Genomic DNA, 25,399 nt, shown 5'->3' on the forward strand with positions numbered 1-25,399 from the left:
TGTCTTACAAAAAGTTTAGGGAATAAGACTTAAGTAAAACTGAAAGAAAACTAAAATAAAGCTTAAACTGATGAAAAGGTGTACAATAAATAACGTACGGATAAAACGAACTATATAAAAATACAAAAGAAAAATAGTTGACATAAAACGAATGAAGTTGTAGAATGATAATGGAAGGGTAAGTTTTTACCTAGCGATGCTCTATTGAATCAATGCTCAGTAGAGTTATAGGAAGGTCATTTTTTAATGAAAGAGTCGATGTGTTTTTGCCTACTCTGACAGAGAAAAAAGTGGCCTTTTTGTATTGTCCTTTGACTTTGTTTGAGTTTGTAAGGACACAAAGACCATGGAGAAACTTATATGTATAACGAAATGCCTGTCTTTGATTACGAAGATATTCAACTCATTCCTAACAAATGTATCATTAAAAGCCGTTCAGAAGCAGATACGCATGTGACACTTGGGGATTATACTTTTAAGTTGCCAGTTGTCCCAGCAAATATGCAAACGATTATCGATGAAGATATCGCTGAAAAACTTGCTAAAGATGGTTACTTTTATATTATGCATCGTTTTGATGAAGTGTCTCGTAAACCTTTTGTTAAACGTATGCATGATAAAGGCTTGATTGCTTCAATCTCAGTGGGTGTTAAAGATTACGAATATGACTTTGTTACAAGCTTAAAAGAGGACGCACCAGAGTTTATTACGATTGACATTGCTCATGGGCATTCTGATAGCGTGATTAACATGATTAAGCACATCAAGAAAGAATTGCCTGACACCTTTGTTATTGCCGGAAATGTTGGTACGCCTGAAGCCGTTCGTGAGTTGGAAAATGCGGGTGCAGATGCGACAAAAGTCGGTATCGGTCCTGGTAAAGTCTGCATCACAAAAGTAAAAACTGGTTTTGGTACTGGCGGATGGCAATTGGCAGCTTTGCGCTGGTGTGCGAAAGCCGCTCAAAAACCTATTATCGCAGATGGTGGTGTGAGAACACACGGTGATATTGCCAAATCAATCCGTTTTGGTGCTACAATGGTTATGATTGGTTCACTTTTTGCAGGGCATTTGGAAAGTCCTGGAAAACTAGTTGAAGTGGATGGCGAACAGTATAAAGAATACTACGGTTCTGCTTCAGAATACCAAAAAGGTGAGCACAAAAACGTCGAAGGTAAGAAAATCCTTTTACCTGTCAAAGGTCATTTGAAAGATACCTTGCAAGAAATGCAAGAAGACCTTCAAAGTTCAATCTCTTATGCAGGTGGCCGTGACTTGCATAGCTTGACGCGCGTGGATTACGTGATTGTTAAAAATTCGATTTGGAATGGGGATTCCATTTAATCAGATGATAAAAGCAAAAAGGAGTAGGAGCTATTACTGCTATTCCTTTTTGTGTGTTTGAAAGCATATCATTCGCTCCCTTGGTCAAGAAATGGTATGCTGGTAGGAGATTATTGGATTAGAAAAGTCAGAAGGGAAATTGTCGCTATGAAACGATTATTAAGGGGATAGGTACGTTGGATCTTGATTCTAGTGCTTTTGCTTGTAGGCATGGCACTATTCTTTCATCAGACCATTAGCCACATTATGATGGCTTACACGACCGACCGTTATCAAGTGAGCCATGTATCACGAGAAAATATTGAACAAAATGAAAAAAGTAAGGGTAATTTTGATTTTTCACAGGTAGCTGTTGTTTCTACCCAAGGTGTGCTAGCAGCTCAGATGAGTGGTCAAAAACTAAACGTCATTGGTGGCATTGCGATTCCAGATCTGGAAATGAATTTGCCCGTTTTTAAAGGCATTGACAATACCAACCTTTTATATGGTGCGGGAACCATGAAGGAAAATCAAACCATGGGAGAGGGGAATTATGCGCTTGCCAGCCACCATGTTTTTGACCAAGTCAATAGCGATCACCTGCTCTTTTCACCACTAGAAAGAGCGGAAGTGGGGCAGAAAGTCTATCTGACAGACAAGGCTTATATCTACACTTACACAATTACTAGCAAGGAAGTTGTGGCTCCGACAGATGTTGAAGTCATTGAGGATGTTCCTGATAAGACCTTACTGACCTTGGTGACGTGTGATGATTTGCAAGCGAGCAACCGTTTGATCGTGCAGACGACTTATGATGGCAAAACACCATACGACCAAGCACCATCTAAGGTTCAAAAAGCTTTTACCAAAAGCTACACGCAGTAGCCATTATTCGTTTTTTGACAGCTGAACCGTCTTGTGTTCGGCTGTTTTCCTTGTTAAAAATAGCAGTTCCTGAAATACTTTTTAAAAGTATGGTATAATGTTAGTTATTGAAAGTTTTTGGAGGTTAAGATTATCGCAATGAAAAACACAGATAAAGATAGCAGAGTTGTTCGTTTATTGAGTAAGAGCCGTCGTGGGTTGCTTCGAGGTATCTTTAGTCGAACGACCATTATTTCGGTTCTGTTAATCTTGCAACTGCTGTTTATCTTTGATTCTTACATTTGGTTAGACCAATCTCGGATTTGGGCGGAGATTATTGAACGTATTTTGACTATTACAGCCGTTTTGTATTTGGTTAATAGTGAAATGGATGCTCTTTCTCGAGTGACTTGGCTGATTTTGATTATGATAGCACCACTATTAGGGTCGCTTTTCTTGATTTACACCAAGCTAGACTGGGGTTATAGAGGCTTGAAGCAACGGATGGGACAACGCGTGGACGAGAGTGTGCAATACCTGCCACATCATCCCGAAATTGTGAGAACCTTGAAAGAGGATACCTCAACAACCTATCATCTTGTTCAATATTTCAGTCGTAGCCGTGGCAATTTTCCTGTTTACCAAAATACCGACGTCACTTATTTTCCGACAGGTGAGGATTTCTTTAAAGAATTAAAAAAACAACTCCTTAAAGCCGAACACTACATTTTCATGGAGTTTTTCATCATAGCTGAAGGGGAGATGTGGGGAGAAATCCTAAGTATTCTTGAAGATAAGGTCAAGCAAGGCGTTGAGGTTAGGGTTTTGTATGACGGCATGATTGAATTATCAACCTTATCACCTGACTACACCCAACGTCTTGAAAAAATTGGAATTAAAGCCAAAGTTTTTTCACCTATTTCACCTTTCATTTCGACTTATTACAATTACCGTGACCACCGTAAAAATATTATCATTGATGGGCAAGTTGCCTTTACAGGTGGGGTGAATTTGGCTGATGAATACATTAACAAAATCGAGCGTTTTGGTCACTGGAAAGACACGGCCGTGATGATTGAAGGCGAAGCCGTCGATAGCTTTTTGGTCTTGTTCTTGCAAATGTGGTCTGTTACGGAAAGAGAATTGGTGGTGGAACCTTATTTGATGGAACACTCGCCAACTAGAACAGCCGATGGTTACGTGATTCCTTATGGTGATTCGCCTTTAGATACGGATAAAGTTGGGGAAAATGTGTATATCGATATCCTCAACCATGCTAGAGATTACGTGTATATCATGACGCCTTATTTGATTTTAGATAGCGAAATGGAACACGCCCTTTGTTTTGCGGCTGAGCGTGGAGTGGATGTGCGGATCATGATGCCTGGTGTCCCTGATAAACCGATTCCGTATGCTCTAGCTAAGACTTACTTTGGCAAATTGATGCGTTCTGGGGTTAAGATTTACCTCTACACGCCAGGCTTCTTGCACGCCAAGGTATTTGTCAGCGACCACATTAAAGCTGTTGTGGGAACCATTAACCTAGATTACCGCAGTCTTTACCATCACTTTGAATGCGCAACTTATATGTACCGAGTGGATGCCATTCGAGATATTTACGAAGATTTCACCATGACTTTGGAAGAATGTGAGCGTGTGACGCCTGAAACTCTAGCCAAACGCCCTGTTCATGAAAAAGTTGTGGGTATGTTGGTCAAAACCATTGCGCCGCTCCTATAAGATATGCTATACTAATCTTATGCGATGAGCCGAGTGAACTCGTTCTTAATGAGTTTATTTGCGCAGAGGAGGTCACTCTAACTTTTGTTAGAACGCAGGAGCGGACTTTGACAATTTGTGTGAACCATTTTGTCACATTCAAATGAATGCCTCAGCCCTCTTACCTATTTGGTGGGAGGGCTTTTTTGATAGCAAAAAAGCTAGGAGAGACCTCCTAACTTTCTAGTATCTATTAGCGTCTTTGCTTTTCAAGGACAGGAACGACTGCAGCGGTTAAAATAGCAGAGGCAATCATTTCTGCAATGGCATTGGTTCCAAAAACAGCTACTAATAAGGCTTTTATGTCACCATTATACACATTTGAAAAGATAAAGAAAACGCCACCCAATACAAAGATAGTATTGGTCATTGAACCGACTGCTCCAGCTACTACCAGACCAGCTCTACTGTGCCACCATTTGTAAACGTAATAAGGGGTGATACCGATTAAAATACGGGGCACCATAGCAATCACAAGTGAGGCAAGATTCCCATTTTCAACAAAGGGAGAAAAGAGGTAGCTTGTCGGCATCAGCGTGATGGTATTGACCGTCACACTGATAATCCCCATCAGACCACCTAAAATAGCACCAATACGCGAACCATACATGATAGAAGCCACGATAACAGGAATCTGAATCAGCGTGGGTTTAATTGGGACAGGCCACAGGTTAAACACCAAACTAGTCAAGAAATGAATAACGAGCATAATTGCAAAGAAAATGGCGATAACGGCAATATCCGATGCGGATTGTCTTTTTTTCATGGTTCCTCCTAAATCCAAAAGCCGAGAATAAATGCGTTGAGTCTTTGAAAAGACTTTAACCCATTATACAGGTTTGGGCTAGTGTTGACAAGTGTATCCGTTACCATTATTCGTGATTTTTACAAACTTTTAACACTGATTCAATAATTGTTTCCAAATCTGCCAAAGCCCCCTTACCGACATCACCGCAGGCCAGTCGCGTTGAACGAGGTTCGATTTTCTGATAACCTGCCTGAATAAGCTGCTCAATATTGCGTTTGGTCATGGGATTATTGTACATATTGGTATTCATAGCAGGTGCAATGAGTTTAGGCGTGTCAGCTGGCAAGGCTAAAGCTGTTGTGGTCACGATGTTATCTGCCATGCCATAAGAGAGTTTGGCGATGGTATTAGCAGAAGCAGGGGCAATCAAAAAGACATCCGCTTCCTTGGCTAAATCAATATGATTGATGGTTTGAGCATCTTCTTCCTTAATCACATCAAGGGTGACGGGATTTTTAGAAAGCACCTGCAAGGTTAAAGGGGTGATAAATTGAGTAGCAGCAGGTGTCATCAAAATCCGAACGTTCAATCCTGCTTTAGTGAATTGATTGGTTAAATCAGCTGCTTTATAAGCGGCGATACTGCCTGAAACGGCTAATAATACAGTTTTAGTCATGTGTTACCCTTTCCAAAATCAGCTCGGCAATTGCTTTCTTGGTCTTAGCGACAACCACGTCATCTTTCCCCACTAAATAAGCCAAGTGCTGATTATCATCTATTGTGGTGAGGTCATTTGCGACGATATAGTGGGCTTGATTGGTCGCTAAACTGCGTCTAGCAACAGCTAACAATTCCTCCTTTGGCACTCCCACCAAGAGTTTGAAGCCGATTAACATAATATCAGGATTCCATTGCTTGATTAGGGAAATCACCTTTGGTGTTTTTTTGAGAAAAAGCACTTGGTAATCTTGTTGAGAGGAAATTTTGGCACTTGTGTTGCTTTTATGAAGCAAATCTTTGACGGCTGGTGCTTTTTCCACTTCCTCAAGGTCCGTCATGTAAACAGGGGTGTAGTCAGATACCGCCATGCTATGGATGATAGCATCATGCGTTTTCACTAAGGGTTCAAGTTCCGCGATTAAATCAGCCACCGTTTCGACCAAGATGATTTTGAGCTTGGAATGTTTCTTGGGTTTGACCGCTCTTTGTGTCGTCACCAATGTCACATCATGCCCTTGCGCCAAAAAGCACTCAGCAACTTCCTTGCCAAGAGTCCCAGTGGCATGATTGGTAATACCACGAACGGCATCAATATTTTCGGTGGTTCCACCAGATGTAATTAAAATCTTCATGTTCTCATTTTACACAAAAAAATTTTTTTCGTAAACGATTTACCATAAGCTAGAATAGGCTTGTTGCTGCCTTTCTAAAGTAAAACCATCGAATAAAATACGAACATTTATAAAACTATGAATAAAAACGTGCGTTTTTTATAAAATGTGATATAATAAAGCTATCACTTATAATTTAGAGGAGAATCTTGTGAAATCTGATATCGAAATTGCACAAAGTGTTGAACTAAAACCTATTACTGAAATTGTCGAAAAAGTTGGGATTACGTTCGACGATATTGAACTCTATGGTAAATACAAAGCGAAACTATCTTTTGATAAAATTGCAGCTGTTCAAAACAATAAACCTGGTAAGCTTGTCCTTGTGACAGCTATTAACCCGACACCTGCCGGTGAAGGAAAATCAACCATGTCCATTGGTCTAGCAGATGCCTTAAATAAAATTGGCAAGAAAACTATGATTGCCTTGCGTGAACCATCTCTTGGTCCTGTTATGGGGATTAAAGGGGGAGCAGCAGGTGGTGGTTATGCCCAAGTTCTTCCAATGGAAGACATTAACCTTCATTTTACTGGGGATATGCACGCCATTACAACAGCTAATAATGCCCTTTCAGCTATCATTGATAACCACCTTCACCAAGGTAATGAACTTGGTATTGACCAACGTCGTATTATCTGGAAGCGTGTGGTTGACCTTAATGACCGTGCCCTTCGTCATGTAACCATTGGTCTTGGTAGCCCAGTTAATGGTATCCCACGTGAGGACGGTTTTGATATCACTGTTGCGTCTGAAATCATGGCCATTTTGTGTCTGGCAACTGACATCAATGACTTGAAAGAACGCCTTGCCAATATCGTGGTAGCTTACCGCTATGACCGTACACCTGTTTACGTTCGTGATTTGAAGGTTGAAGGTGCTTTGACGCTTATCCTTAAAGACGCTATTAAACCAAATCTTGTGCAAACCATTTATGGCACACCTGCCCTCGTTCATGGTGGACCATTTGCCAATATCGCACATGGATGTAACTCTGTTTTGGCAACAAGCACAGCACTTCGTCTAGCAGATTATACCATCACAGAAGCTGGATTTGGTGCAGATCTTGGGGCTGAAAAATTCCTTGATATTAAAACACCAAATCTTCCAACAACACCTGACGCCGTTGTGATTGTGGCCACTATTCGTGCTCTTAAAATGCATGGTGGCGTAGCGAAAACAGATTTAGCTGAAGAAAATGTCGATGCTGTTCGTGCTGGTTTTGCCAACCTTAAACGTCACGTGGAAAACGTTCGTAAATTTGGTATCCCTGCCGTTGTTGCTATCAATGAATTTGTAGCAGATACTGAAGCTGAAATTGCTGCTCTTAAAGAACTTTGTGCCGAAATCAACGTTCCTGTTGAATTGGCTAGCGTTTGGGCAAACGGTGCTGACGGTGGTATTGACCTTGCAAATGCCGTTGTTAATGCTGTTGAAAATGGCAATGCTGACTACAAACGCCTTTACTCAGACGACGATTCTCTTGAAGAAAAAATCACTAAAATCGTTACTGAAATTTACGGTGGTAACAAAGTTATCTTTGGCAAAAAAGCACAAACGCAATTGAAACAATTTGCCCAATTTGGCTGGGATAAATTGCCAGTATGTATGGCGAAAACACAATACAGTTTCTCTGACAACCCTACGCTTTTAGGGGCTCCAGAAGGCTTTGATATCACTATCCGCGAATTTGTACCGAAAACAGGTGCGGGGTTCATCGTTGCCTTGACAGGAGATGTGATGACCATGCCTGGTTTGCCTAAGAAACCAGCCGCTCTTAATATGGACGTGGCAGAAGACGGAACAGCTATCGGTTTGTTCTAATCTGTCAGATGACTGATTTAATGAGCATCTTGTAATAATTACAATAAATGTTACAATAGAACAACTGATCTACCCCATCACAGCCAATCGTGCCATGTGTGGGGTAGAAACATTTATATAGCTATGCAGTTAACCATTTAGCGAGGTAGAAGCAGTGAACAAAAGTGGTAAGTAAATAACAAAATCCTAGCTTAATGGGTTAGTTGTGAAAAGAAAAGGAGACGTGTATGAAATTATTAGAAGAACGCATTTTAAAAGATGGCGATGTTTTAGGTAAGGATATCTTAAAAGTTGACAGTTTTTTGACGCACCAAGTGGATTATGAGCTCATGCAAGAAATTGGAAAAGTTTTTGCAGAGGTTTATAAAGACGCTGGTATTACAAAAATTGTCACAATTGAAGCTTCTGGGATTGCTCCCGCGCTTTATACTGCTCAAGCCATGCAAGTTCCAATGATTTTTGCTAAAAAAGCGAAAAACATCACGATGACAGAAGGCATTTTAACGACTGAAGTTTATTCCTTCACTAAACAAGTGACAAGCACGGTTTCTATTGCGAGCAAGTTCTTGTCAGAAGATGACACGGTGCTTATTGTCGATGACTTCTTGGCAAATGGTCAAGCTGCAAAAGGCTTGTTAGATATTATCCAACAGGCTGGAGCTAAGGTGGCTGGTATTGGGATTGTGATTGAAAAATCATTCCAAACAGGGCGCCATTTGTTGGAAGAAGAGGGTGTGCCAGTGACATCTCTAGCACGTATCGAAGCTTTCTGTGATGGAAAGGTGGTTTTCACGGAGGCCGATGCATAAGATGAACGAAGAAACACACTCACGCTCAGCGGTGTTGGGCTTACAACACCTATTAGCCATGTACGCTGGTTCAATCTTGGTGCCTATCATGATTGCTGGGGCACTAAATTATTCAGCGGAACAACTGACCTACCTCATCTCGACCGATATTTTCATGTGTAGGGTAGCGACTTTCTTGCAACTGCAATTGCGTAAGCATTTTGGGGTAGGTTTGCCCGTTGTTTTGGGATGTGCCTTCCAGTCAGTCGCACCTTTGTCTATTATCGGTGCAAACCAAGGCTCAGCTTATATGTTTGGTGCTTTGATTGTCTCAGGAATTTACGTTATGGTGATTGCTGGCATTTTCTCAAAAATCGCGGCTTTCTTCCCGCCAGTCGTGACAGGTTCGGTTATCACAACCATTGGTTTGACCTTGATTCCTGTTGCTATGGGAAATATGGGAGATAACATTGACTCGCCAACAGCACAGTCAATGATTTTAGCCTTGATAACCATCGCTATTGTCTTATCCGTTAATATTTTTGCCAAAGGTTTCTTGAAATCTATTGCTATCTTGATTGGTTTGATTGGCGGAACCGTTATTGCGGCTTTCATGGGCTTGGTAGATACTTCTGCTGTGGTAGAAGCTCCGCTGGTTCATGTTCCACAACCATTTTACTTTGGTATGCCAAAATTTGAAATCACCTCTATTGTCATGATGTGTATCATCGCGACGGTTTCAATGGTTGAATCAACAGGTGTTTACCTCGCACTTGCAGATTTGACAGGGGATAAGATTGACAGCCAACGCTTGCGTAATGGTTACCGTGCAGAAGGTTTTGCCGTCCTTCTAGGTGGAATTTTCAATACCTTCCCATACACTGGTTTTTCACAAAACGTTGGTTTGGTACGCATTTCAGGTATCAAGACACGTCGCCCGATTTACTACACAGCTTTGTTCCTTGTGATTTTGGGATTGCTTCCTAAATTTGGAGCCATGGCACAAATGATTCCAAGTCCTGTGCTTGGTGGTGCGATGATTGTCCTCTTTGGTATGGTTGCTCTTCAAGGGATTCAAATGCTGCACCAAGTGGACTTTGAACACAACGAGCACAACTTCATCATCGCTGCCGTTTCCATTGCCTGTGGTGTAGGTTTTAACGGAACGAATCTCTTTGATAGCCTACCAACAACTCTACAAATGTTCTTAACCAACGGTATCGTTATTGCTACGCTTTTAGCCGTTGTGCTAAACCTCGTATTAAATGGTAAAACACAAACAAAATAAGCTTAAAAAACCAGCTCTTCAAGGGCTGGTTTTCATTTTAAGGCTGACGCTCACCAGTTAAGATAAATTGGATAAGCTGGCCCACATCGTCAAAATCATCGTAGTCACCATAGATGCCATCACGGTGGTAAACAATGCCTCTTTTTTCATTCAATTTTTCTTCGCCATATTATTTCATGAACAGGGTAAAAGCATAGGGCTTTATCTTACCAAGTAGGCCTTTTCGACACTCTTGCGAACATTGGTAGCAGTGGGACAATTGTTTTTCCATGGAGCAGTTACGATTGATGCAAGTCGTACTTCCAGGACATTGGTTTGAATGGCAGCCCTGATAGGTCACATTTTCTGAACATAAGCAACAGGCCAAACCACACCTTGCTATTCCTAATTCCCGTTTCATAGCCATACCTCCCGTAAACTTCACTCTATTATACCACACATTGAAAGCGATATCATTATTTGTTATACTATGTCAAAAGGAGGGTGCCATGGCTTTTGATTTTAAAAAAGAATACAAGATGTTTTACAAACCTAAAAACAAACCAGAAATCGTTGAGGTGCCAAAGGCACATTATATTGCCGTTCGAGGAAAGGGCGATCCTAACGAAACAGGCGGAGCTTACCAGCAAGCTATTCAGTTGCTTTATTCAGTAGCTTATACCTTGAAAATGAGCTACAAAACCGACTACCACATGGAAGGCTTTTTTGAGTACGTCGTTCCACCACTAGAAGGACTTTGGTGGCAAGACAGAGGTGGTGATATCAATTATAAAGACAAGTCTGCTTTTCACTGGATTTCCCTTATTCGTTTGCCTGATTTTGTCACACCAAAAGACCTCGATTGGGCTATCGCCACAGCAAGCAAAAAGAAAAAGTTGGATTGTTCGCCTGTTGAAAGGCTGACGCTTGATGAGGGCTTATGCGTTCAAATCATGCATCAGGGACCATTTGACGATGAACCAAAAACCATCGCGTTAATGCAAGAGTTTCTTACTGAGAATGGCTATGTCACGGATTTGACGGATGAGCGACGTCACCATGAAATCTATCTGTCAGATGCTAGAAGAGTTGCTCCTGATAAATGGAAAACCGTCATCAGATTGCCTATCAAAAAGCAGTAGCATCCAAAGAAAAAAGCTAGAACAAATCGTCTAGCTTTTTGGCTTAGTTTTTCTTTTTCATTTCGCCGTATGGGTAGTAAGTTCCCTCAGGCATATCGTTAATAAAGACATGAATAGCTTCTTTTGGTGCTTTAGCAACACGAGAAACCACCTCAGTTACTTCACGAGCTAATTCAATTTTTTGTTCTTCCGTACGACCTTCAAACAAATCAATTTTGACAAATGGCATGATACCTCTCCTTAACATTTAGTAATATCAGTATTGTAGCATATTTTGCACAAAAATTCAGAAACAAATGGTATAATGAAGGTGTAGATAAAAGAAAAAGCGACATTCGCTCACATGTAAAGAATACATATAGAGGTAGAATAAATGAAACCTATGTTTATCGTGGCAATGCTATCGATTTTCATTGCACTATACGCTGGCGATAATGACTCAAAACCTCAATAAGACGATAATTTAGCACTCAGACTCTTAATCGAGGAGGGTGCGTTTTTATTGTTAAAATGCCTTTTCATCTGGAAGTCAAAATAGTACCCATATACGAAAAGTCGTATTTATGGTAAAATAGGAGAATATTAATAGAAGGTAGGATCTTATTCTTGGCTCAACTCTATTATAAATACGGAACCATGAATTCTGGTAAGACCATTGAAATTTTAAAAGTGGCTCACAACTATGAAGAACAAGGCAAGCCCGTTGTGATTATGACATCGGCACTGGATACGCGTGATGGGTACGGGATTGTTTCTAGCCGTATTGGTATGCGTCGTGAGGCAGTAGCTATCACAGAAGAGATGGATATTTTTGCTTTTGTACAAGCTTTGCCTTTCACACCTTATTGTGTGCTGATTGATGAGTGTCAGTTTTTAAACAAACAACACGTTTATGATTTAGCGCGTGTTGTGGATGAGTTAGGCATTCCTGTTATGGCTTTTGGTTTGAAAAATGATTTTCAAAATGAGTTATTTGAAGGCTCACGTTATCTTTTGCTTATGGCAGATAAGATTGACGAGATTAAAACCATTTGCCAATTTTGTTCTAAAAAAGCAACGATGGTCTTGCGTACGGAAAATGGTAAGCCTGTGTACGAGGGCGATCAGATTCAAATTGGTGGTAATGAAACCTATATACCTGTCTGCCGCAAGCATTATTTCAATCCGATGATGCCAACAGACAAGTAAAACTGGAAAAAGAGAGGGTAATAAAAAACAATGAACATTTACGATCAGCTACAAGCGGTTGAAGACCGTTATGAAGAATTGGGAGAATTGCTTAGTGACCCTGAGGTCGTTAGCGACACCAAACGTTTTATGGAATTGTCACGCGAAGAAGCTAATACCCGCGATACCGTGACAGCTTACCGCGAATACAAGCAAATTCTTCAAAACATCGAAGACGCTGAAGAAATGATTAAAGACGCTGGTGGCGATCCTGAATTGGAAGAAATGGCCAAAGAAGAACTCAAAGAGTCAAAAGCTGCCAAGGAAGAATACGAAGAAAAATTGAAGATTTTGCTCTTGCCAAAAGATCCAAACGATGATAAAAACATCATCTTGGAAATTCGCGGAGCAGCAGGCGGGGACGAAGCAGCTCTTTTTGCTGGTGACTTATTGCAAATGTATCAAAAATACGCTGAAAGCCAAGGTTGGAAATTTGATGTCATGGAAGCTTCTTACAACGGTGTCGGTGGTATCAAAGAAGTAGTGGTCATGGTATCTGGTCAATCGGTTTACTCTAAATTGAAATACGAATCAGGTGCCCACCGTGTGCAACGTGTTCCTGTAACAGAAAGCCAAGGGCGTGTTCACACCTCAACAGCGACCGTCTTGGTTATGCCTGAAGTAGAAGAAGTCGAATACGAAATTGATCCAAAAGACTTGCGCGTGGATATCTACCATGCCTCAGGTGCTGGTGGACAAAACGTCAACAAAGTAGCGACAGCCGTTCGTATGGTCCACATTCCAACAGGTATTAAAGTGGAAATGCAAGAAGAACGTACCCAACAAAAGAACCGCGACAAAGCCATGAAAATTATTCGTGCGCGCGTGGCTGACCACTTTGCCCAAATCGCTCAAAACGAACAAGACGCCGAACGTAAATCAACCATCGGTACTGGTGACCGTTCAGAACGTATTCGTACCTATAATTTCCCACAAAACCGTGTGACAGACCACCGTATCGGTTTGACCTTGCAAAAATTGGATAGCATTTTGTCAGGAAAATTGGACGAAATCATTGACGCCTTGATTCTCTTTGACCAAACCAAGAAATTAGAAGAGTTGAATCAATAATGAATTACGCTGAAACCATCAGCCAATTAGAAAAACAGTTACAAAACCTTGGCGAAGCCCCCGAAAACCTTGCTTACGTTTTTCGTGACATCAAAGGCTGGACTTTGCTGGATTACATTTTACACCAAAATCAATCTGTGACGTCCGAGGACGAGCAAGTGTTGGCAGGGATTATGTCCCAACTAAGCCAGCACCGCTCCCCTCAATACATCACAGGTACGGCTTATTTCCGCGATTTAGCTTTAGCCGTGGATGAGCGCGTTTTGATTCCGCGACCAGAAACCGAAGAATTGGTTGAGTTGATTTTAAAGGAAAATAGCGGAGCAGATAAACGTGTTTTAGATATCGGTACAGGTAGCGGGGCGATTGCCATTTCACTCAAGGCTGCGCGGACAGATTGGCAAGTGACAGCGTCTGATATTTCAATAGATGCCTTAAACCTAGCGCGTGACAATGGGGGGAAACACCAAGTCAAGATTGATTGGGTGCAATCTGATGTATTTAGCAATCTGACAGGAACATTTGATATCATTGTTTCCAATCCGCCTTATATCGCCTTTGACGATAGGGATGAAGTGGGTGTGAATGTTTTGACCTCAGAGCCGCATTTGGCTTTGTTTGCAGACGAAGATGGTTTTGCTATTTACCGTCGGATTATCGAAGAAGCTAGCAACTACCTAACCGAGCAAGGAAAGCTTTATTTTGAAATTGGGTATAAGCAAGGTGACGGTTTGCGAAACTTGCTGGAGCAGCATTTTCCTGGCAAGCGCGTGCGGGTATTACAAGATGTATTTGGAAAAGATAGAATGGTCGTGATGGATAATGGCTAATTTAAAAGAGATTTTAGAAAATGGCGGAGCGGTGATTTTGCCGACAGAAACGGTTTACGGACTATTTGCGCAAGCCATGAACGAAGCAGCAGTTGAGCACGTTTACCAACTCAAACGTCGTCCAAAAGACAAGGCGATGAATCTTAATGTGGCTGATTTGGAAACCATTTTAGCGTTTTCAAAAAATCAACCCAGCTACCTCAAAACACTTTACGAGGCTTTTTTACCTGGTCCTTTGACCATTATTTTACAGGCCAATGACCGTGTGCCAGCTTGGATCAATTCTGGCTTATCAACAATTGGTTTTCGAATTCCCAATCACCCAAAAACCTTGGAATTGATTCAGCAAACAGGGCCTTTAATTGGTCCTTCTGCCAATATCTCTGGGCGAGAAAGTGGGAAAATCTTTGCTGATATTAAAACCCAGTTCAACAACGAGGTGACAGGGCTGGCAGATGATGCTGCCCTAACAGGCGTGGATTCAACTATTTTAGATTTATCTGGAGAAACAGCTCGAATTTTGCGCCAAGGTGCCATTACCAAGGCGGAATTATTGGCTGTGGCACCTGAATTATCGTTTGAATCCAATTAGGTTTTTAGGGGGAATTTTTCTCATAATGTTTTGGCTTTGACAGACTTGACGACAAGGGTGTCACTTGGACTTATCAAAAAGGAGATCAGGTTATGATTTTTGACAAGGAAAACTACGAAGCATTTGACCAAGAACTCTGGGCTGCCGTGCACGCTGAAGAAGTTCGCCAACAAAACAACATTGAACTCATCGCCTCTGAAAATGTGGTGTCAAAAGCTGTCATGGCAGCACAAGGTAGCGTTTTGACCAATAAATACGCTGAAGGTTACCCAGGTAAACGCTACTACGGGGGAACAGACTGCGTGAACGTGGTCGAAAACCTTGCCATTGACCGTGCAAAAGAACTCTTTGGTGCTGCATTTGCCAATGTTCAACCGCACTCAGGAAGTCAAGCCAATGCCGCTGCCTACATGGCTTTAATCCAACCTGGCGATACTGTTTTGGGCATGGATTTGGCGGCTGGTGGGCATCTAACGCACGGAGCACCCGTTAGCTTTTCAGGAAAAACTTATCACTTTGTGTCATACACCGTGGACCCCGTCACTGAATGCATTGACTACGATGCTCTAGCTCAATTAGCGCTGAAAACCCAGCCAAAACTCATCGTTGCAGGAGCGTCAGCTTATTCTCGTATCATTGATTTCAAACGTTTCCGTGACATTGCTGATAGCGTTGGGGCTTATTTGATGGTGGATATGGCGCACATTGCGGGGTTAGTCGCTTCAGGTCATCACCCAAGCCCTGTTCCTTATGCCCACATCACAACAAGCACAACCCACAAAACCCTACGTGGGCCTCGTGGTGGCTTGATTTTAACCAATGATGAAGCCCTAGCTAAGAAGATTAATTCTGCGGTCTTTCCTGGCTTGCAAGGTGGACCCTTGATGCACGTCATTGCTGGAAAAGCCGTTGCCTTCAAAGAAGCCCTGGACCCTGCTTTCACAACTTACGGTGAGCAGGTGGTGAAAAATGCTGCCGCTATGGCAGAGGTTTTTACCCAACACCCAAATTTCCGCGTCATTTCAGGAGGAACAGACAACCACGTCTTTCTTGTTGACGTGACGAAGGTCGTTGAAAATGGCAAAGTGGCCCAAAACATTTTGGAATCAGTCAATATTACCTTGAACAAAAATGCGATTCCATTTGAAACCTTATCGCCTTTTAAAACCTCAGGCATTCGCATCGGCACCCCAGCCATCACTAGTCGTGGCATGGGCGAAGCTGAATCACGTACGATTGCAGAATTGATTGTCAAGACCCTAGAAAATCACCAAAACGAAACTATTTTAGAGGAGGTTCGTCAGGACGTGAAGGCTCTAACAGATGCTTTCCCGCTCTACTAACGAACACTTAAAACAGCCAACATGATTGATTTATATATTAAACGGATTGTGATTCACCAATTCACACCCAACGACACTGACCTAATCTTGTCAGACCAACCGTTGACTCTGACGCCGCGAATTGATGAGTATTTTCGCAAAAAACTCAGTAAAGTCTTTTCAGACGAAGCCAAGCGTGGCACTTTTTCTAAGGACAATGTTTTTTGGAGCTATCTCACCGATGATTTGCTGGAATCATCGGTTCAGATTGCCCAGCTGTGGAAAGAAGAATTTGTCTTGTCTGACAACCAAAAAGTCAATGATCTCATTTTCATTCAATTTGACAAGGATGGCATGGAGCACTTTGCTTTTTTGCGGGTTGCTTTGAAAGAAAATTTCACACATATTTCAAGCGATAATGATAATCCTTTGAAAATCACGCAAAACAATCTGCCAACGGCTGCACAAGTGCCTGATGAGGCCTTGATTGTCAACCGTCAAAATCGCAATTACTATCTTATCGAGAAGCGAATTAAGCATAATGGCAGTTTTGCTCATTATTTTTCAGAAAATCTCTTGCAAGTTCAGCCTGAACAATCTGTGAAAAAATCCATTAAAATGGTGGAACAGACTGCTCAGAAAATCGCTGAAAATTTTCAGCAAGATGACTTTGCTTTTCAATCGAAAATGAAAGCAGCTATCCATAAAAACTTGGAAGAAGAGGAGTTGTCGCCTGAAAAGCTAGCTGACCAATTGTTTGATAGCAACCTGACTGCCCGTCTGACCTTTGTGGATGAATTGAAAGAAAGCATTCCAGAACCTATTCAACTATCAGATATTGACCATTCGCGTCAGAGTAAAAAACTGGAAAATCAGAAACTCTCACTTTCAAATGGCATTCAACTCATTGTTCCCAATAATGTCTATGAGGATGCCGAGTCAGTCGAATTTATTCAAAACCCAAATGGAACCTATTCTATTCTAATCAAAAATATAGAGGATATTCAAAATAAATAATGTTTAAATGTATCAGACGTTTGGTTATACTTGGGCTTGTTTTCTTTGCTGGCTTTCAAATTCACGACACTTATGTCAACGTACATAATGTCTTGCAATATAAAACTATGGTGAAGGAGATTTTGGCGACCAATGACACCACTGCCAATGTTGACTTGGTTTTGGCCATGATTTACACGGAAACCAAGGGCAGTGATGGGGACGTTATGCAATCCAGCGAAAGCACCTCAGGAGTTGCCAATTCCATTACGGATAGCCAAACCAGTATCCGTCAGGGCGTCACTCTCTTGTCTAAAAACCTTACCTTAGCTGAGGAAAAAGGCGTGGATGTTTGGACGGCAGTGCAAGCCTACAATTTTGGAACGGCTTATATTGATTATGTTGCTAATCATGGTGGTAAGAGTACCATTGCATTAGCCACTGAATATTCCAAAAATGTCGTTGCTCCCAGTCTTGGAAACACCACTGGGGAAAGTTATTTTTACCATCACCCTATAGCACTCATATCTGGAGGAAAATTGTACAAAAACGGTGGTAATATCTATTACTCACGCGAAGTTCATTTCAATCTCTATCTGATTGAGTTGATGAGCTTGTTTTAACATATGTTTTAGAAAGTAGAAAATGAAAGCATTAGGACAGTATTTTAAAGGGTACCTGAAAGAGACAATCTTGGGGCCCCTTTTTAAATTATTTGAAGCTTCTTTTGAACTGTTAGTTCCCATTATTATTGCTAGAATCGTTGATACCATCATTCCCCACCATAATAAGTCACAGTTGTATGCCATGATTGGCTTGCTCTTTCTTTTGGCTATTGTAGGTGTAATCGTTGCTATTACAGCCCAGTATTTCTCATCAAAAGCTGCCGTTGGTTACACCCGTCAGCTCACGCAGGATTTGTTTAAGAAAATCATGAGTTTGAGTAAGGAGGACCGTGATCGCATAACCGCTTCTAGTTTGATTACGCGTCTAACCAGTGATACTTATCAGATTCAGACAGGTATTAACCAATTTCTACGCCTCTTTTTACGCGCACCTATCATTGTCTTTGGGTCAATTATCATGGCCTTTACCATTAGCCCAAAATTGACCATTGCCTTTGTTTTGATGGTGGTCATTCTCTTTACCTTGGTCTTTGTGATGTCACGCTTGCTAAATCCCATTTATGCAAAAATTCGTCTGGCTATCGACCACATTGTGCGTCTGACGCGTCAGCAATTAGAAGGTGCTCGCGTTATCCGTGCCTTTGGACAGGTGGACAAAGAAGAAGAGGAATTCTCTGCTGCTAATCAAGGCTACACGCGCTTGCAACTTAAGGCAGGGTACTTGTCTAGCTTAGTGACCCCTTTGACTTATGTCGTGGTTAACGGCACGCTGATTATCGTGATTTGGCAGGGAAATCTATCTATCGGACAAGGTTTATTGTCACAAGGGATGTTGATTGCCTTGGTTAATTATCTCTTGCAGATTTTGACAGAATTGCTCAAGATGACCATGTTAGTCACATCGCTAAACCAATCGTTCATCAGTGCTAAACGCATGACCGAAGTGTTTGAGATGCCGTCAGAAAATTTGAATACCCCATTGCCACAAAAAACGTCTGACCTTGCTATTAGCATCAAGGACATGAGTTTCACTTACCCATCCGCAGCTGAGCCTGCCTTGTCTGATATTAACCTGGCCATCACTCCAGGAGCCTTTATCGGGGTTATCGGAGGGACAGGAGCAGGAAAATCAACCTTGGTGGAATTGCTAACGCACCTGTACACCCCACAAGAGGGAAGTTTGAACATTTTCCAAAAGCAACACTCTCCTAAAACCTTGAAAGAATGGCGTTCGTGGGTCAATGTCGTGCCGCAAAAAGCAGAGCTGTTCCAAGGAACCATTCGTTCTAATCTGACCTTTGGATTAAAAGAAAAGATTAGCGATGAACAGCTTTGGCGTGCCTTGGATATTGCCCAAGCCACTGAATTTGTTTCAGAAAAAGAAGGGCAATTGGATGCCGTGGTGGAAGCTTTTGGGCGTAATTTCTCAGGTGGGCAGCGTCAACGGTTGACCATTGCTCGCGCCTTGGTGCAAGAAGCGCCGTTCTTGATTTTGGATGATTCCACATCAGCCTTGGACTACTTGACTGAAGCCAAGCTATTGACAGCCATTCATGAAGAATTGAAGGACACCACTTTGATTCTCATCTCACAACGCACCAATAGCTTAAAAGCTGCTGACAAGGTCTTGCTCTTAGACCAAGGCAAGCAATTAGGCTTTGCGTCACATGATGACTTGTTAGCTCACAACAAGGTTTATCAGGCTATCCATTACTCACAACATTCTGAAGAAGAAGGAGGTTTAGGATGAAAGCACGCTATCAAACACAGACCACCCAACGCTTAATCAAAGATTTGTTGACACAAAGATGGCTGGTCTTGGGAGCAACCATTGGAACCCTGATGCAAGTGAGCTTGACCGTTTACCTCCCTATTCTCATCGGGGATGCGGTTGATGTTGTTTTATCACCCAATTCCATTCAACTGTTGTTGCCAATTATTGCCAAGATGATTGCCGTCGTCGGACTCAACACCTTGATTCAGTGGGTTAATCCTTTGATTTATAACCGCTTGACCTTCCAATTCGTTTACCAATTGCGGCAAAAAGTCATGGAAAAACTCAATCAAATGCCCATTGCTTATTTGGACCGCAAGAGCGCTGGCGACCTCGTCAGCCGCGTCACGACCAATTCTGAACAATTAAGCAACGGTTTGTTAATGGTCTTTAATCAATTTTTCATCGGTATTTTAACCATTGTCATTACCATTGTGGCTATGGCTGATATTGATTTGTTAATGGTTGGTCTGGTCTTGATTTTGACGCCCTTATCACTCTTTTTGGCACGTTTTATTGCCCAAAGAAGTTACCAATTGTACCAAAATCAAACCAAATCACGTGGTCAACAAACTCAGTATATCGAGGAAATGATTCGTCAGGAAAGTTTGATCCACCTTTTAAACGCTCAAAATACTACAATCGAGCAATTTACAGGCATTAACAATACTTATGCCGATTATTCTCAAGAGGCTATTTTCTATTCTTCAACGGTGAACCCAGCCACTCGCTTTATCAATAGTTTGATTTATGCCCTCTTGTCAGGGGTTGGAGCCTTGCGCATCATGTCAGGTGCCTTCACGATTGGAGAATTGACCACCTTCTTAAACTACGTCAACCAATACACCAAGCCTTTCAATGACATTTCATCTGTCTTGTCAGAATTGCAGAGCACCTTGGCTTGTGCAGAGCGTCTGTATAGCATTTTGGATGAAAAAAGCGAACCGCTCCCAGTGAAAATAGAGCTGGACGCTGAAAACATTAAAGGGCAAATTGATTTCAAAGCCGTTTCTTTTGGTTATACCAGCCAAAAAACCTTGATTAAACATCTGGACTTGTCTATTCCGCCAGCTTCAAAAGTCGCGATTGTTGGGCCAACAGGAGCAGGGAAATCAACCCTAATCAATCTCTTGATGCGTTTCTACGAGTTAAATAGCGGCTCAATTGACTTAGACGGCGTGCCAATGTCCCATTACGACGCGGAGGCCTTACGTCACCAAATCGGAATGGTCTTGCAAGAAACGTGGCTCAAGGTTGGTACCGTCCATGATAACATTGCTTACGGAAATCCAAATGCCACAAGAGAAGAAGTCATCGCAGCAGCTAAGGCTGCCAATGCCGATTTCTTTATCCGTCAATTGCCAAACGGCTACGACACTTATCTGGCTGATGCAGGCGCTTCATTGTCACAGGGACAACGCCAATTGCTCACCATTGCCCGCGTCTTTATCAAATCACCGAAAATTTTGATTTTAGACGAAGCCACATCGTCAATTGACACACGGACAGAACTCTTGGTGCAAGAAGCCTTTGAAACCTTGATGAAAGGACGCACCAGCTTTATTATCGCCCACCGTCTATCAACCATCAAAAACGTGGATTTCATTCTCGTTATGGTTGACGGGGATGTGGTCGAATACGGTAAACACCATGCCTTAATGGCGAAAAAAGGTGTTTATTACCAAATGCAAACCGCACACGACAGTGCCTTTTAAGCCAAAATACCTCCCTCATGTTTCCCATGAGAGAGGTATTTTTTAGTTATCAGGATACTGTTTTTCAAGGATATTGCTGATTAGAATGAGCAATATCGGTTGCAGTAAAATCAGCGTCCCTGTCATGATAGCTGGTAAAAAATAATCCAATGCAATCAGCAAAACCGTGACAATTCCCAGAAAAATCATGGTTATCATCAGAGCAATGCTGCCTGCCTTTTCCTTGATAAAGGTATTGCGTTCTGTCTTGACGCTGATGCGATAAGTTGTGTCTGTTCGCATCATTTTATGGTGCAGCAAACTGAATGTAAGAAATGCTAAAAACCGCACTAAACAAAAAGATAAGCGCCATATCCATCGTTTTAGAAAAATCATTGCAAAACATCATTACAATAAGCAGGAGTGACAAGGCATAGCCAATGTACCAAATACGGTTGTTTCCCTTCATGGCAAGTCCTCCTCAATCACTAAGCGAAAGGACCTACAAGACCCCAAGTGGTACCCAAGCACTCACCGATTTTTCACCCACTGGAAAGTCCCCATAACCGTCCGCATCAATCGTGACAGGCAAAGGGTAGTGGTATAGGGCATCTTCAAAGGCTTGTCCAACCCAATTTTCCCCAACAAAAAGGCGTTTTGAGGTCGCTTTGCCATTGCTAATCACAACCGCTAGAGGATTTGGGTGCTGGTCATCGCCAAGGCAAGTCCAGCCGATGCAATTTTCCTCATCAAAATAATCCACTTCCTCGCCGTAAACCACCGTTTGACGCAGTAGAAGTAGGCGGTCAATCACATCTTTAAAGCTCTCTTGGGCAAATTCACCAGAAATGCCGTAATAATCCCCATAAAAAACACAAGGAAGTCCTGTTTGTCGCAAGAGAATGAGAGCATAGGCTGCAGGCTTAAACCACTCGGCAATCGTTGATTCTAAAGCCTGTCCACGCTGGGTATCGTGATTATCGACGAAAGTCACCGCAGAATCAGGGTGGTTTTTAACCAGCGTTCCCTCAAAAATCGTCTGCAAATCGAATTGCTCATCTTGGCTCGCGTCAAATAAATTGTGGTGCAGTCGCACATCTACCAAGTCAAAACGAAAATCCGTGCTTTCCAGATAATCCGTATTGGCTTGTTCATCGCTATTCCAAAATTCCCCAAAGACATAGAAATCATCGCCGTATTTGGCTTTCATATCGCGGATGAAATTCCCCATAAAGAAAGAATCAATGTGCTTGATAGCGTCCAAACGAAAACCTGTTATGCCAGTCGTTTCCACGAACCAGTCCGCCCAGTCGTAGATATTTTGAATGACCTCAGGGTGTTTAAAGTCCAAATCAGCGTACATGAGATAGTCGTAGTTACCGTTTTCACCATCCACCAGATTTTGGTTCGCCCAACCTTTGTTATCCCCTTGAATCTGAAAAATACCTGTCTTGCCTGTCTTGACATCGTAGTCAGTCCCAGTGAAATGGTACCAGTGCCACTCAAAAGCGTTGTATTTATGCTTTCTACCTGCAAAGGTAAAATTGGTCCAACCCTCGATTTCAAAAGGCTCGCTCAAGACCTTGGTGCGGTCCTCAGGCGACACCTCCACCACGGTAAAGACTTCCGTGTGGTCAGCAGCAGCCTTGTGATTCAAAATCACATCCGCCATAGGTTCAATGCCGTTATCTTTCAGGCTTTTAATAGTCGCTAGATAGTCAGCCTTGGTACCGTACTTAGTCCGAACGCTGCCTTTTTGCTCAAATTCTCCCAAATCAAACAAATCGTAAACACCGTACCCCACATCAGCCGAGTGCGTTGCCTTAAAGGCAGGCGGAAGCCACATCTTCGTAATCCCTTTTTTAGCTAATTGCGGTGCAGCAGCAGCCAAGTTTTGCCAGTGCTTACCATCATCAGGCAAATACCATTCAAAATACTGCATTAAGGTTTCATTTGTCATAAAAATAAATCTCCTAAAAAGAAAAAGCTGTTTCTTCCATTGTACCAAAAAGATAAAATAACGCAACCGTTTGCGTAAAGTACAACCTTTTCTGAAATATAACATGCAACTGACAAGGCAGACTGTTTGTGGTTATTTGGGAACAATAAAAAAGCAAGAGCTCTAGAAGCCCTCACCTATGGAGATTATGAAAAAGAAAAGTTTTAGGATTTTCTTATAATATAACCAAATAATCTTAACGCCCACTTAAAAACTTTTCAAATGTTTTGACATGAGTCAATTGACTGAAATCTAACATCCTCATGACAAAATAACTCTTTTTTCAAAAAATAGGACTTTAGACGGATGTGATTTAGGGCCACATCTTATATACTAATAGCATACCGATCCTTTTCATATTAACTCCGAACAGAACAGTTTTTAGCTGTTCTGTTTTTTTTCTTACCTAAAAATAGATAATGCTAAATAAGAAAAAATATGTTACAATGAGCTATGATTACTGTTGGCGGTTTGCCGACGATATAGAAAGGGTAATAATGACTGACAAATCTACTTTGACTGATGTTCAAAAAATCATTGTTCTTGATTATGGTAGCCAGTATAACCAATTAATCGCACGTCGCATTCGTGAATTTGGTGTGTTCTCTGAATTGAGAAGCCACAAAATCACAGCCGATGAAGTTCGTGAAATCAATCCAATCGGAATTGTGCTTTCTGGTGGTCCTAATTCTGTTTATGCGGACAATGCTTTTGGTATTGATGAAGCTATTTTTGAATTGGGTATTCCAATTCTTGGTATCTGTTACGGGATGCAATTATTGACTGATAAGCTCGGCGGAAAAGTAGTGCCAGCTGGTCAAACAGGTAATAGCGAGTACGGCCAATCAACACTTCGCCTAAAAGCAGAATCAAAACTTTTTGCAGATACACCAAAAGAGCAAACGGTTTTGATGAGCCACGGTGATGCCGTTACAGAAATCCCAGCAGGTTTCCACTTGGTTGGTGATTCGGCTGATTGCCCTTACGCTGCTATTGAAAACACTGAGAAAAACATCTACGGTATCCAATTCCATCCAGAAGTGCGTCACTCTGTATATGGTAACGACATTTTGCGCAACTTTGCCTTCAAAATTTGTGGGGCTAAAGGTGACTGGTCAATGGATAATTTCATCGACTTGCAAATCAACGAAATTCGCAAAAAAGTTGGTGACCGCAAAGTGCTTTTAGGACTTTCTGGTGGCGTGGACTCATCTGTTGTTGGAGTCCTTCTTCAACGCGCTATCGGCGACCAATTGACATGTATCTTCGTTGACCATGGTTTGCTTCGTAAAAACGAAGGTGACCAAGTTATGGAAATGCTTGGTGGTAAATTCGGACTTAACATCATCCGCGTTGACGCTTCAAAACGTTTCTTGGACTTATTGGCTGGCGTAGAAGACCCAGAGAAAAAACGTAAAATCATCGGAAATGAATTCGTTAGCGTCTTTGATGATGAAGCAAGCAAGCTAAAAGGTGTTGATTTCCTTGCACAAGGAACGCTATACACTGATGTCATCGAATCTGGTACAGATACTGCCCAAACCATCAAATCACACCACAACGTTGGTGGTCTTCCAGAAGACATGCAATTTGAACTTATCGAGCCATTGAATACCTTGTTCAAAGACGAAGTTCGTGCGCTTGGAACAGCTCTTGGTATGCCAGACGAAGTGGTTTGGCGTCAACCATTCCCAGGACCTGGTTTGGCTATCCGTGTCATGGGTGAAATCACTGCAGAACGCTTGGAAACTGTCCGCGAATCAGATGCCATCCTCCGTGAAGAAATCGCTAAAGCAGGTCTTGACCGTGACATTTGGCAATACTTCACTGTTAACACTGGCGTTCGTTCTGTTGGGGTTATGGGTGACGGTCGTACTTACGACTACACTATCGCTATCCGTGCCATCACATCAATTGACGGCATGACCGCAGACTTCGCTCGTATCCCTTGGGATGTCTTGCAAAAAATCTCTGTTCGTATCGTAAACGAAGTGGACCACGTTAACCGCATCGTCTACGATATTACAAGTAAACCACCTGCAACAGTAGAATGGGAATAAAGTAGTGACACTTTATAACACCAGAAACGTTGATTTTACTGCATTTAGCTAAAACTCAAGTGACGTTCGGAGACACAAAATGAT

Annotated in this window: 24 protein-coding genes; 17 read left to right on the forward strand and 7 right to left on the reverse strand. The window is 42.0% G+C overall.

Translation table 11 applies throughout. The features are described 5' to 3' along the window. The first annotated feature begins 360 nt into the window (after positions 1–360). From guaC to cls, 3 genes are all read left to right on the forward strand, one after another. A complete protein-coding gene (gene guaC, locus HFK82_RS03175) occupies positions 361–1,344 on the forward strand; it encodes a GMP reductase (RefSeq protein WP_168260778.1) in 984 nt (327 codons plus the stop codon). Between the two features lie 180 nt (positions 1,345–1,524). Continuing rightward, positions 1,525–2,208: a class A sortase gene (locus HFK82_RS03180; RefSeq protein WP_336498119.1), complete on the forward strand. Its 684-nt coding sequence runs from the start codon at positions 1,525–1,527 to the stop codon at positions 2,206–2,208. A gap of 138 nt (positions 2,209–2,346) precedes the next feature. Beyond that, the gene (gene cls / locus HFK82_RS03185) at positions 2,347–3,927 is read left to right on the forward strand and encodes a cardiolipin synthase (RefSeq protein ID WP_168260780.1); all 1,581 of its coding nucleotides are present in this window, start codon (positions 2,347–2,349) and stop codon (positions 3,925–3,927) included. A gap of 232 nt (positions 3,928–4,159) precedes the next feature. Here the strand turns inward: cls and HFK82_RS03190 are convergent, their stop codons facing one another. The 3 genes from HFK82_RS03190 to HFK82_RS03200 form a co-directional block, all read right to left on the reverse strand. Then, positions 4,160–4,732 carry an ECF transporter S component gene (locus HFK82_RS03190; RefSeq protein ID WP_168260781.1) on the reverse strand — a complete coding sequence of 191 codons (573 nt, stop codon included), beginning with the start codon at positions 4,730–4,732 and terminating at the stop codon, positions 4,160–4,162. Between the two features lie 106 nt (positions 4,733–4,838). After that, on the reverse strand, positions 4,839–5,390 hold the full coding sequence (gene coaC, locus HFK82_RS03195; RefSeq protein WP_168260782.1) for a phosphopantothenoylcysteine decarboxylase: 552 nt from the start codon (positions 5,388–5,390) through the stop codon (positions 4,839–4,841). Beyond that, on the reverse strand, positions 5,383–6,066 hold the full coding sequence (locus HFK82_RS03200; RefSeq protein ID WP_168260783.1) for a phosphopantothenate--cysteine ligase: 684 nt from the start codon (positions 6,064–6,066) through the stop codon (positions 5,383–5,385). Before HFK82_RS03200 ends, coaC begins: the two co-directional genes overlap by 8 nt. A 190-nt stretch (positions 6,067–6,256) precedes the next feature. Here HFK82_RS03200 and HFK82_RS03205 point away from each other — a divergent pair, with 190 nt between their 5' ends. The 4 genes from HFK82_RS03205 to HFK82_RS03225 all read left to right on the forward strand — a co-directional run bounded on the left by HFK82_RS03205 (position 6,257) and on the right by HFK82_RS03225 (position 11,124). After that, positions 6,257–7,927 (forward strand): formate--tetrahydrofolate ligase, encoded by a 1,671-nt coding sequence (locus HFK82_RS03205; protein WP_168260784.1) that lies wholly within the window; start codon positions 6,257–6,259, stop codon positions 7,925–7,927. Between the two features lie 227 nt (positions 7,928–8,154). Next, positions 8,155–8,736: a xanthine phosphoribosyltransferase gene (locus tag HFK82_RS03210; protein WP_168260785.1), complete on the forward strand. Its 582-nt coding sequence runs from the start codon at positions 8,155–8,157 to the stop codon at positions 8,734–8,736. 1 nt (position 8,737) lies between these two features. Then, positions 8,738–10,003: a nucleobase:cation symporter-2 family protein gene (locus tag HFK82_RS03215; RefSeq protein ID WP_168260786.1), complete on the forward strand. Its 1,266-nt coding sequence runs from the start codon at positions 8,738–8,740 to the stop codon at positions 10,001–10,003. 488 nt (positions 10,004–10,491) lie between these two features. After that, entirely contained in the window at positions 10,492–11,124 is a 633-nt protein-coding gene (locus tag HFK82_RS03225; protein WP_168260787.1) for a GyrI-like domain-containing protein, read from the forward strand. 43 nt (positions 11,125–11,167) lie between these two features. On the opposite strand, the gene HFK82_RS03230 is transcribed toward HFK82_RS03225, so the two are convergent. Beyond that, complete coding sequence (locus HFK82_RS03230; RefSeq protein WP_168260788.1) at positions 11,168–11,353, reverse strand: 4-oxalocrotonate tautomerase; 186 nt, start codon at positions 11,351–11,353, stop codon at positions 11,168–11,170. Positions 11,354–11,730: 377 nt separating this feature from the next. Between HFK82_RS03230 and HFK82_RS03235 the strand changes: the two genes are divergently transcribed. The 9 genes from HFK82_RS03235 (at position 11,731) to HFK82_RS03275 (ending at position 21,277) form a co-directional block, all read left to right on the forward strand. Further along, positions 11,731–12,312, forward strand: coding sequence for a thymidine kinase (locus tag HFK82_RS03235; RefSeq protein ID WP_154454310.1), 582 nt, complete (start codon positions 11,731–11,733; stop codon positions 12,310–12,312). Between the two features lie 30 nt (positions 12,313–12,342). Beyond that, positions 12,343–13,422 carry a peptide chain release factor 1 gene (gene prfA, locus HFK82_RS03240; protein WP_154454311.1) on the forward strand — a complete coding sequence of 360 codons (1,080 nt, stop codon included), beginning with the start codon at positions 12,343–12,345 and terminating at the stop codon, positions 13,420–13,422. Continuing rightward, positions 13,422–14,252, forward strand: a complete 831-nt coding sequence (gene prmC / locus HFK82_RS03245) for a peptide chain release factor N(5)-glutamine methyltransferase (RefSeq protein WP_168260789.1) — start codon at positions 13,422–13,424, stop codon at positions 14,250–14,252. The genes prfA and prmC overlap by 1 nt, the downstream gene beginning before the upstream one ends. Continuing rightward, complete coding sequence (locus HFK82_RS03250; RefSeq protein WP_154454313.1) at positions 14,245–14,844, forward strand: L-threonylcarbamoyladenylate synthase; 600 nt, start codon at positions 14,245–14,247, stop codon at positions 14,842–14,844. The genes prmC and HFK82_RS03250 overlap by 8 nt, the downstream gene beginning before the upstream one ends. A 92-nt stretch (positions 14,845–14,936) precedes the next feature. Continuing rightward, positions 14,937–16,187 (forward strand): serine hydroxymethyltransferase, encoded by a 1,251-nt coding sequence (gene glyA, locus HFK82_RS03255; RefSeq protein ID WP_154454314.1) that lies wholly within the window; start codon positions 14,937–14,939, stop codon positions 16,185–16,187. 21 nt (positions 16,188–16,208) lie between these two features. Next, positions 16,209–17,183, forward strand: coding sequence for a nucleoid-associated protein (locus HFK82_RS03260; RefSeq protein WP_168260790.1), 975 nt, complete (start codon positions 16,209–16,211; stop codon positions 17,181–17,183). Beyond that, the gene (locus tag HFK82_RS03265; protein ID WP_154454316.1) at positions 17,183–17,785 is read left to right on the forward strand and encodes a lysozyme family protein; all 603 of its coding nucleotides are present in this window, start codon (positions 17,183–17,185) and stop codon (positions 17,783–17,785) included. The genes HFK82_RS03260 and HFK82_RS03265 overlap by 1 nt, the downstream gene beginning before the upstream one ends. A gap of 22 nt (positions 17,786–17,807) precedes the next feature. Next, the gene (locus HFK82_RS03270; RefSeq protein WP_168260791.1) at positions 17,808–19,538 is read left to right on the forward strand and encodes an ABC transporter ATP-binding protein; all 1,731 of its coding nucleotides are present in this window, start codon (positions 17,808–17,810) and stop codon (positions 19,536–19,538) included. Continuing rightward, complete coding sequence (locus tag HFK82_RS03275; protein WP_168260792.1) at positions 19,535–21,277, forward strand: ABC transporter ATP-binding protein; 1,743 nt, start codon at positions 19,535–19,537, stop codon at positions 21,275–21,277. The genes HFK82_RS03270 and HFK82_RS03275 overlap by 4 nt, the downstream gene beginning before the upstream one ends. Before the next feature lie 42 nt (positions 21,278–21,319). On the opposite strand, the gene HFK82_RS08875 is transcribed toward HFK82_RS03275, so the two are convergent. Genes HFK82_RS08875 through HFK82_RS03285 form a run of 3 tightly spaced genes read right to left on the reverse strand, consistent with a single transcriptional unit; the run spans position 21,320 to position 23,216 of the window. Then, the gene (locus HFK82_RS08875) at positions 21,320–21,562 is read right to left on the reverse strand and encodes a hypothetical protein (protein WP_240928812.1); all 243 of its coding nucleotides are present in this window, start codon (positions 21,560–21,562) and stop codon (positions 21,320–21,322) included. 1 nt (position 21,563) lies between these two features. Beyond that, entirely contained in the window at positions 21,564–21,725 is a 162-nt protein-coding gene (locus HFK82_RS08880; RefSeq protein ID WP_239472444.1) for a hypothetical protein, read from the reverse strand. 33 nt (positions 21,726–21,758) lie between these two features. After that, entirely contained in the window at positions 21,759–23,216 is a 1,458-nt protein-coding gene (locus HFK82_RS03285; protein WP_168260793.1) for an alpha-amylase, read from the reverse strand. A 536-nt stretch (positions 23,217–23,752) separates the two neighbouring features. Here HFK82_RS03285 and guaA point away from each other — a divergent pair. After that, positions 23,753–25,315 (forward strand): glutamine-hydrolyzing GMP synthase, encoded by a 1,563-nt coding sequence (gene guaA / locus HFK82_RS03290; RefSeq protein WP_154454320.1) that lies wholly within the window; start codon positions 23,753–23,755, stop codon positions 25,313–25,315. The last annotated feature ends 84 nt before the right edge of the window (positions 25,316–25,399 follow it).

Source organism: Streptococcus alactolyticus (assembly GCF_012277075.1).
Classification (GTDB): domain Bacteria; phylum Bacillota; class Bacilli; order Lactobacillales; family Streptococcaceae; genus Streptococcus; species Streptococcus alactolyticus.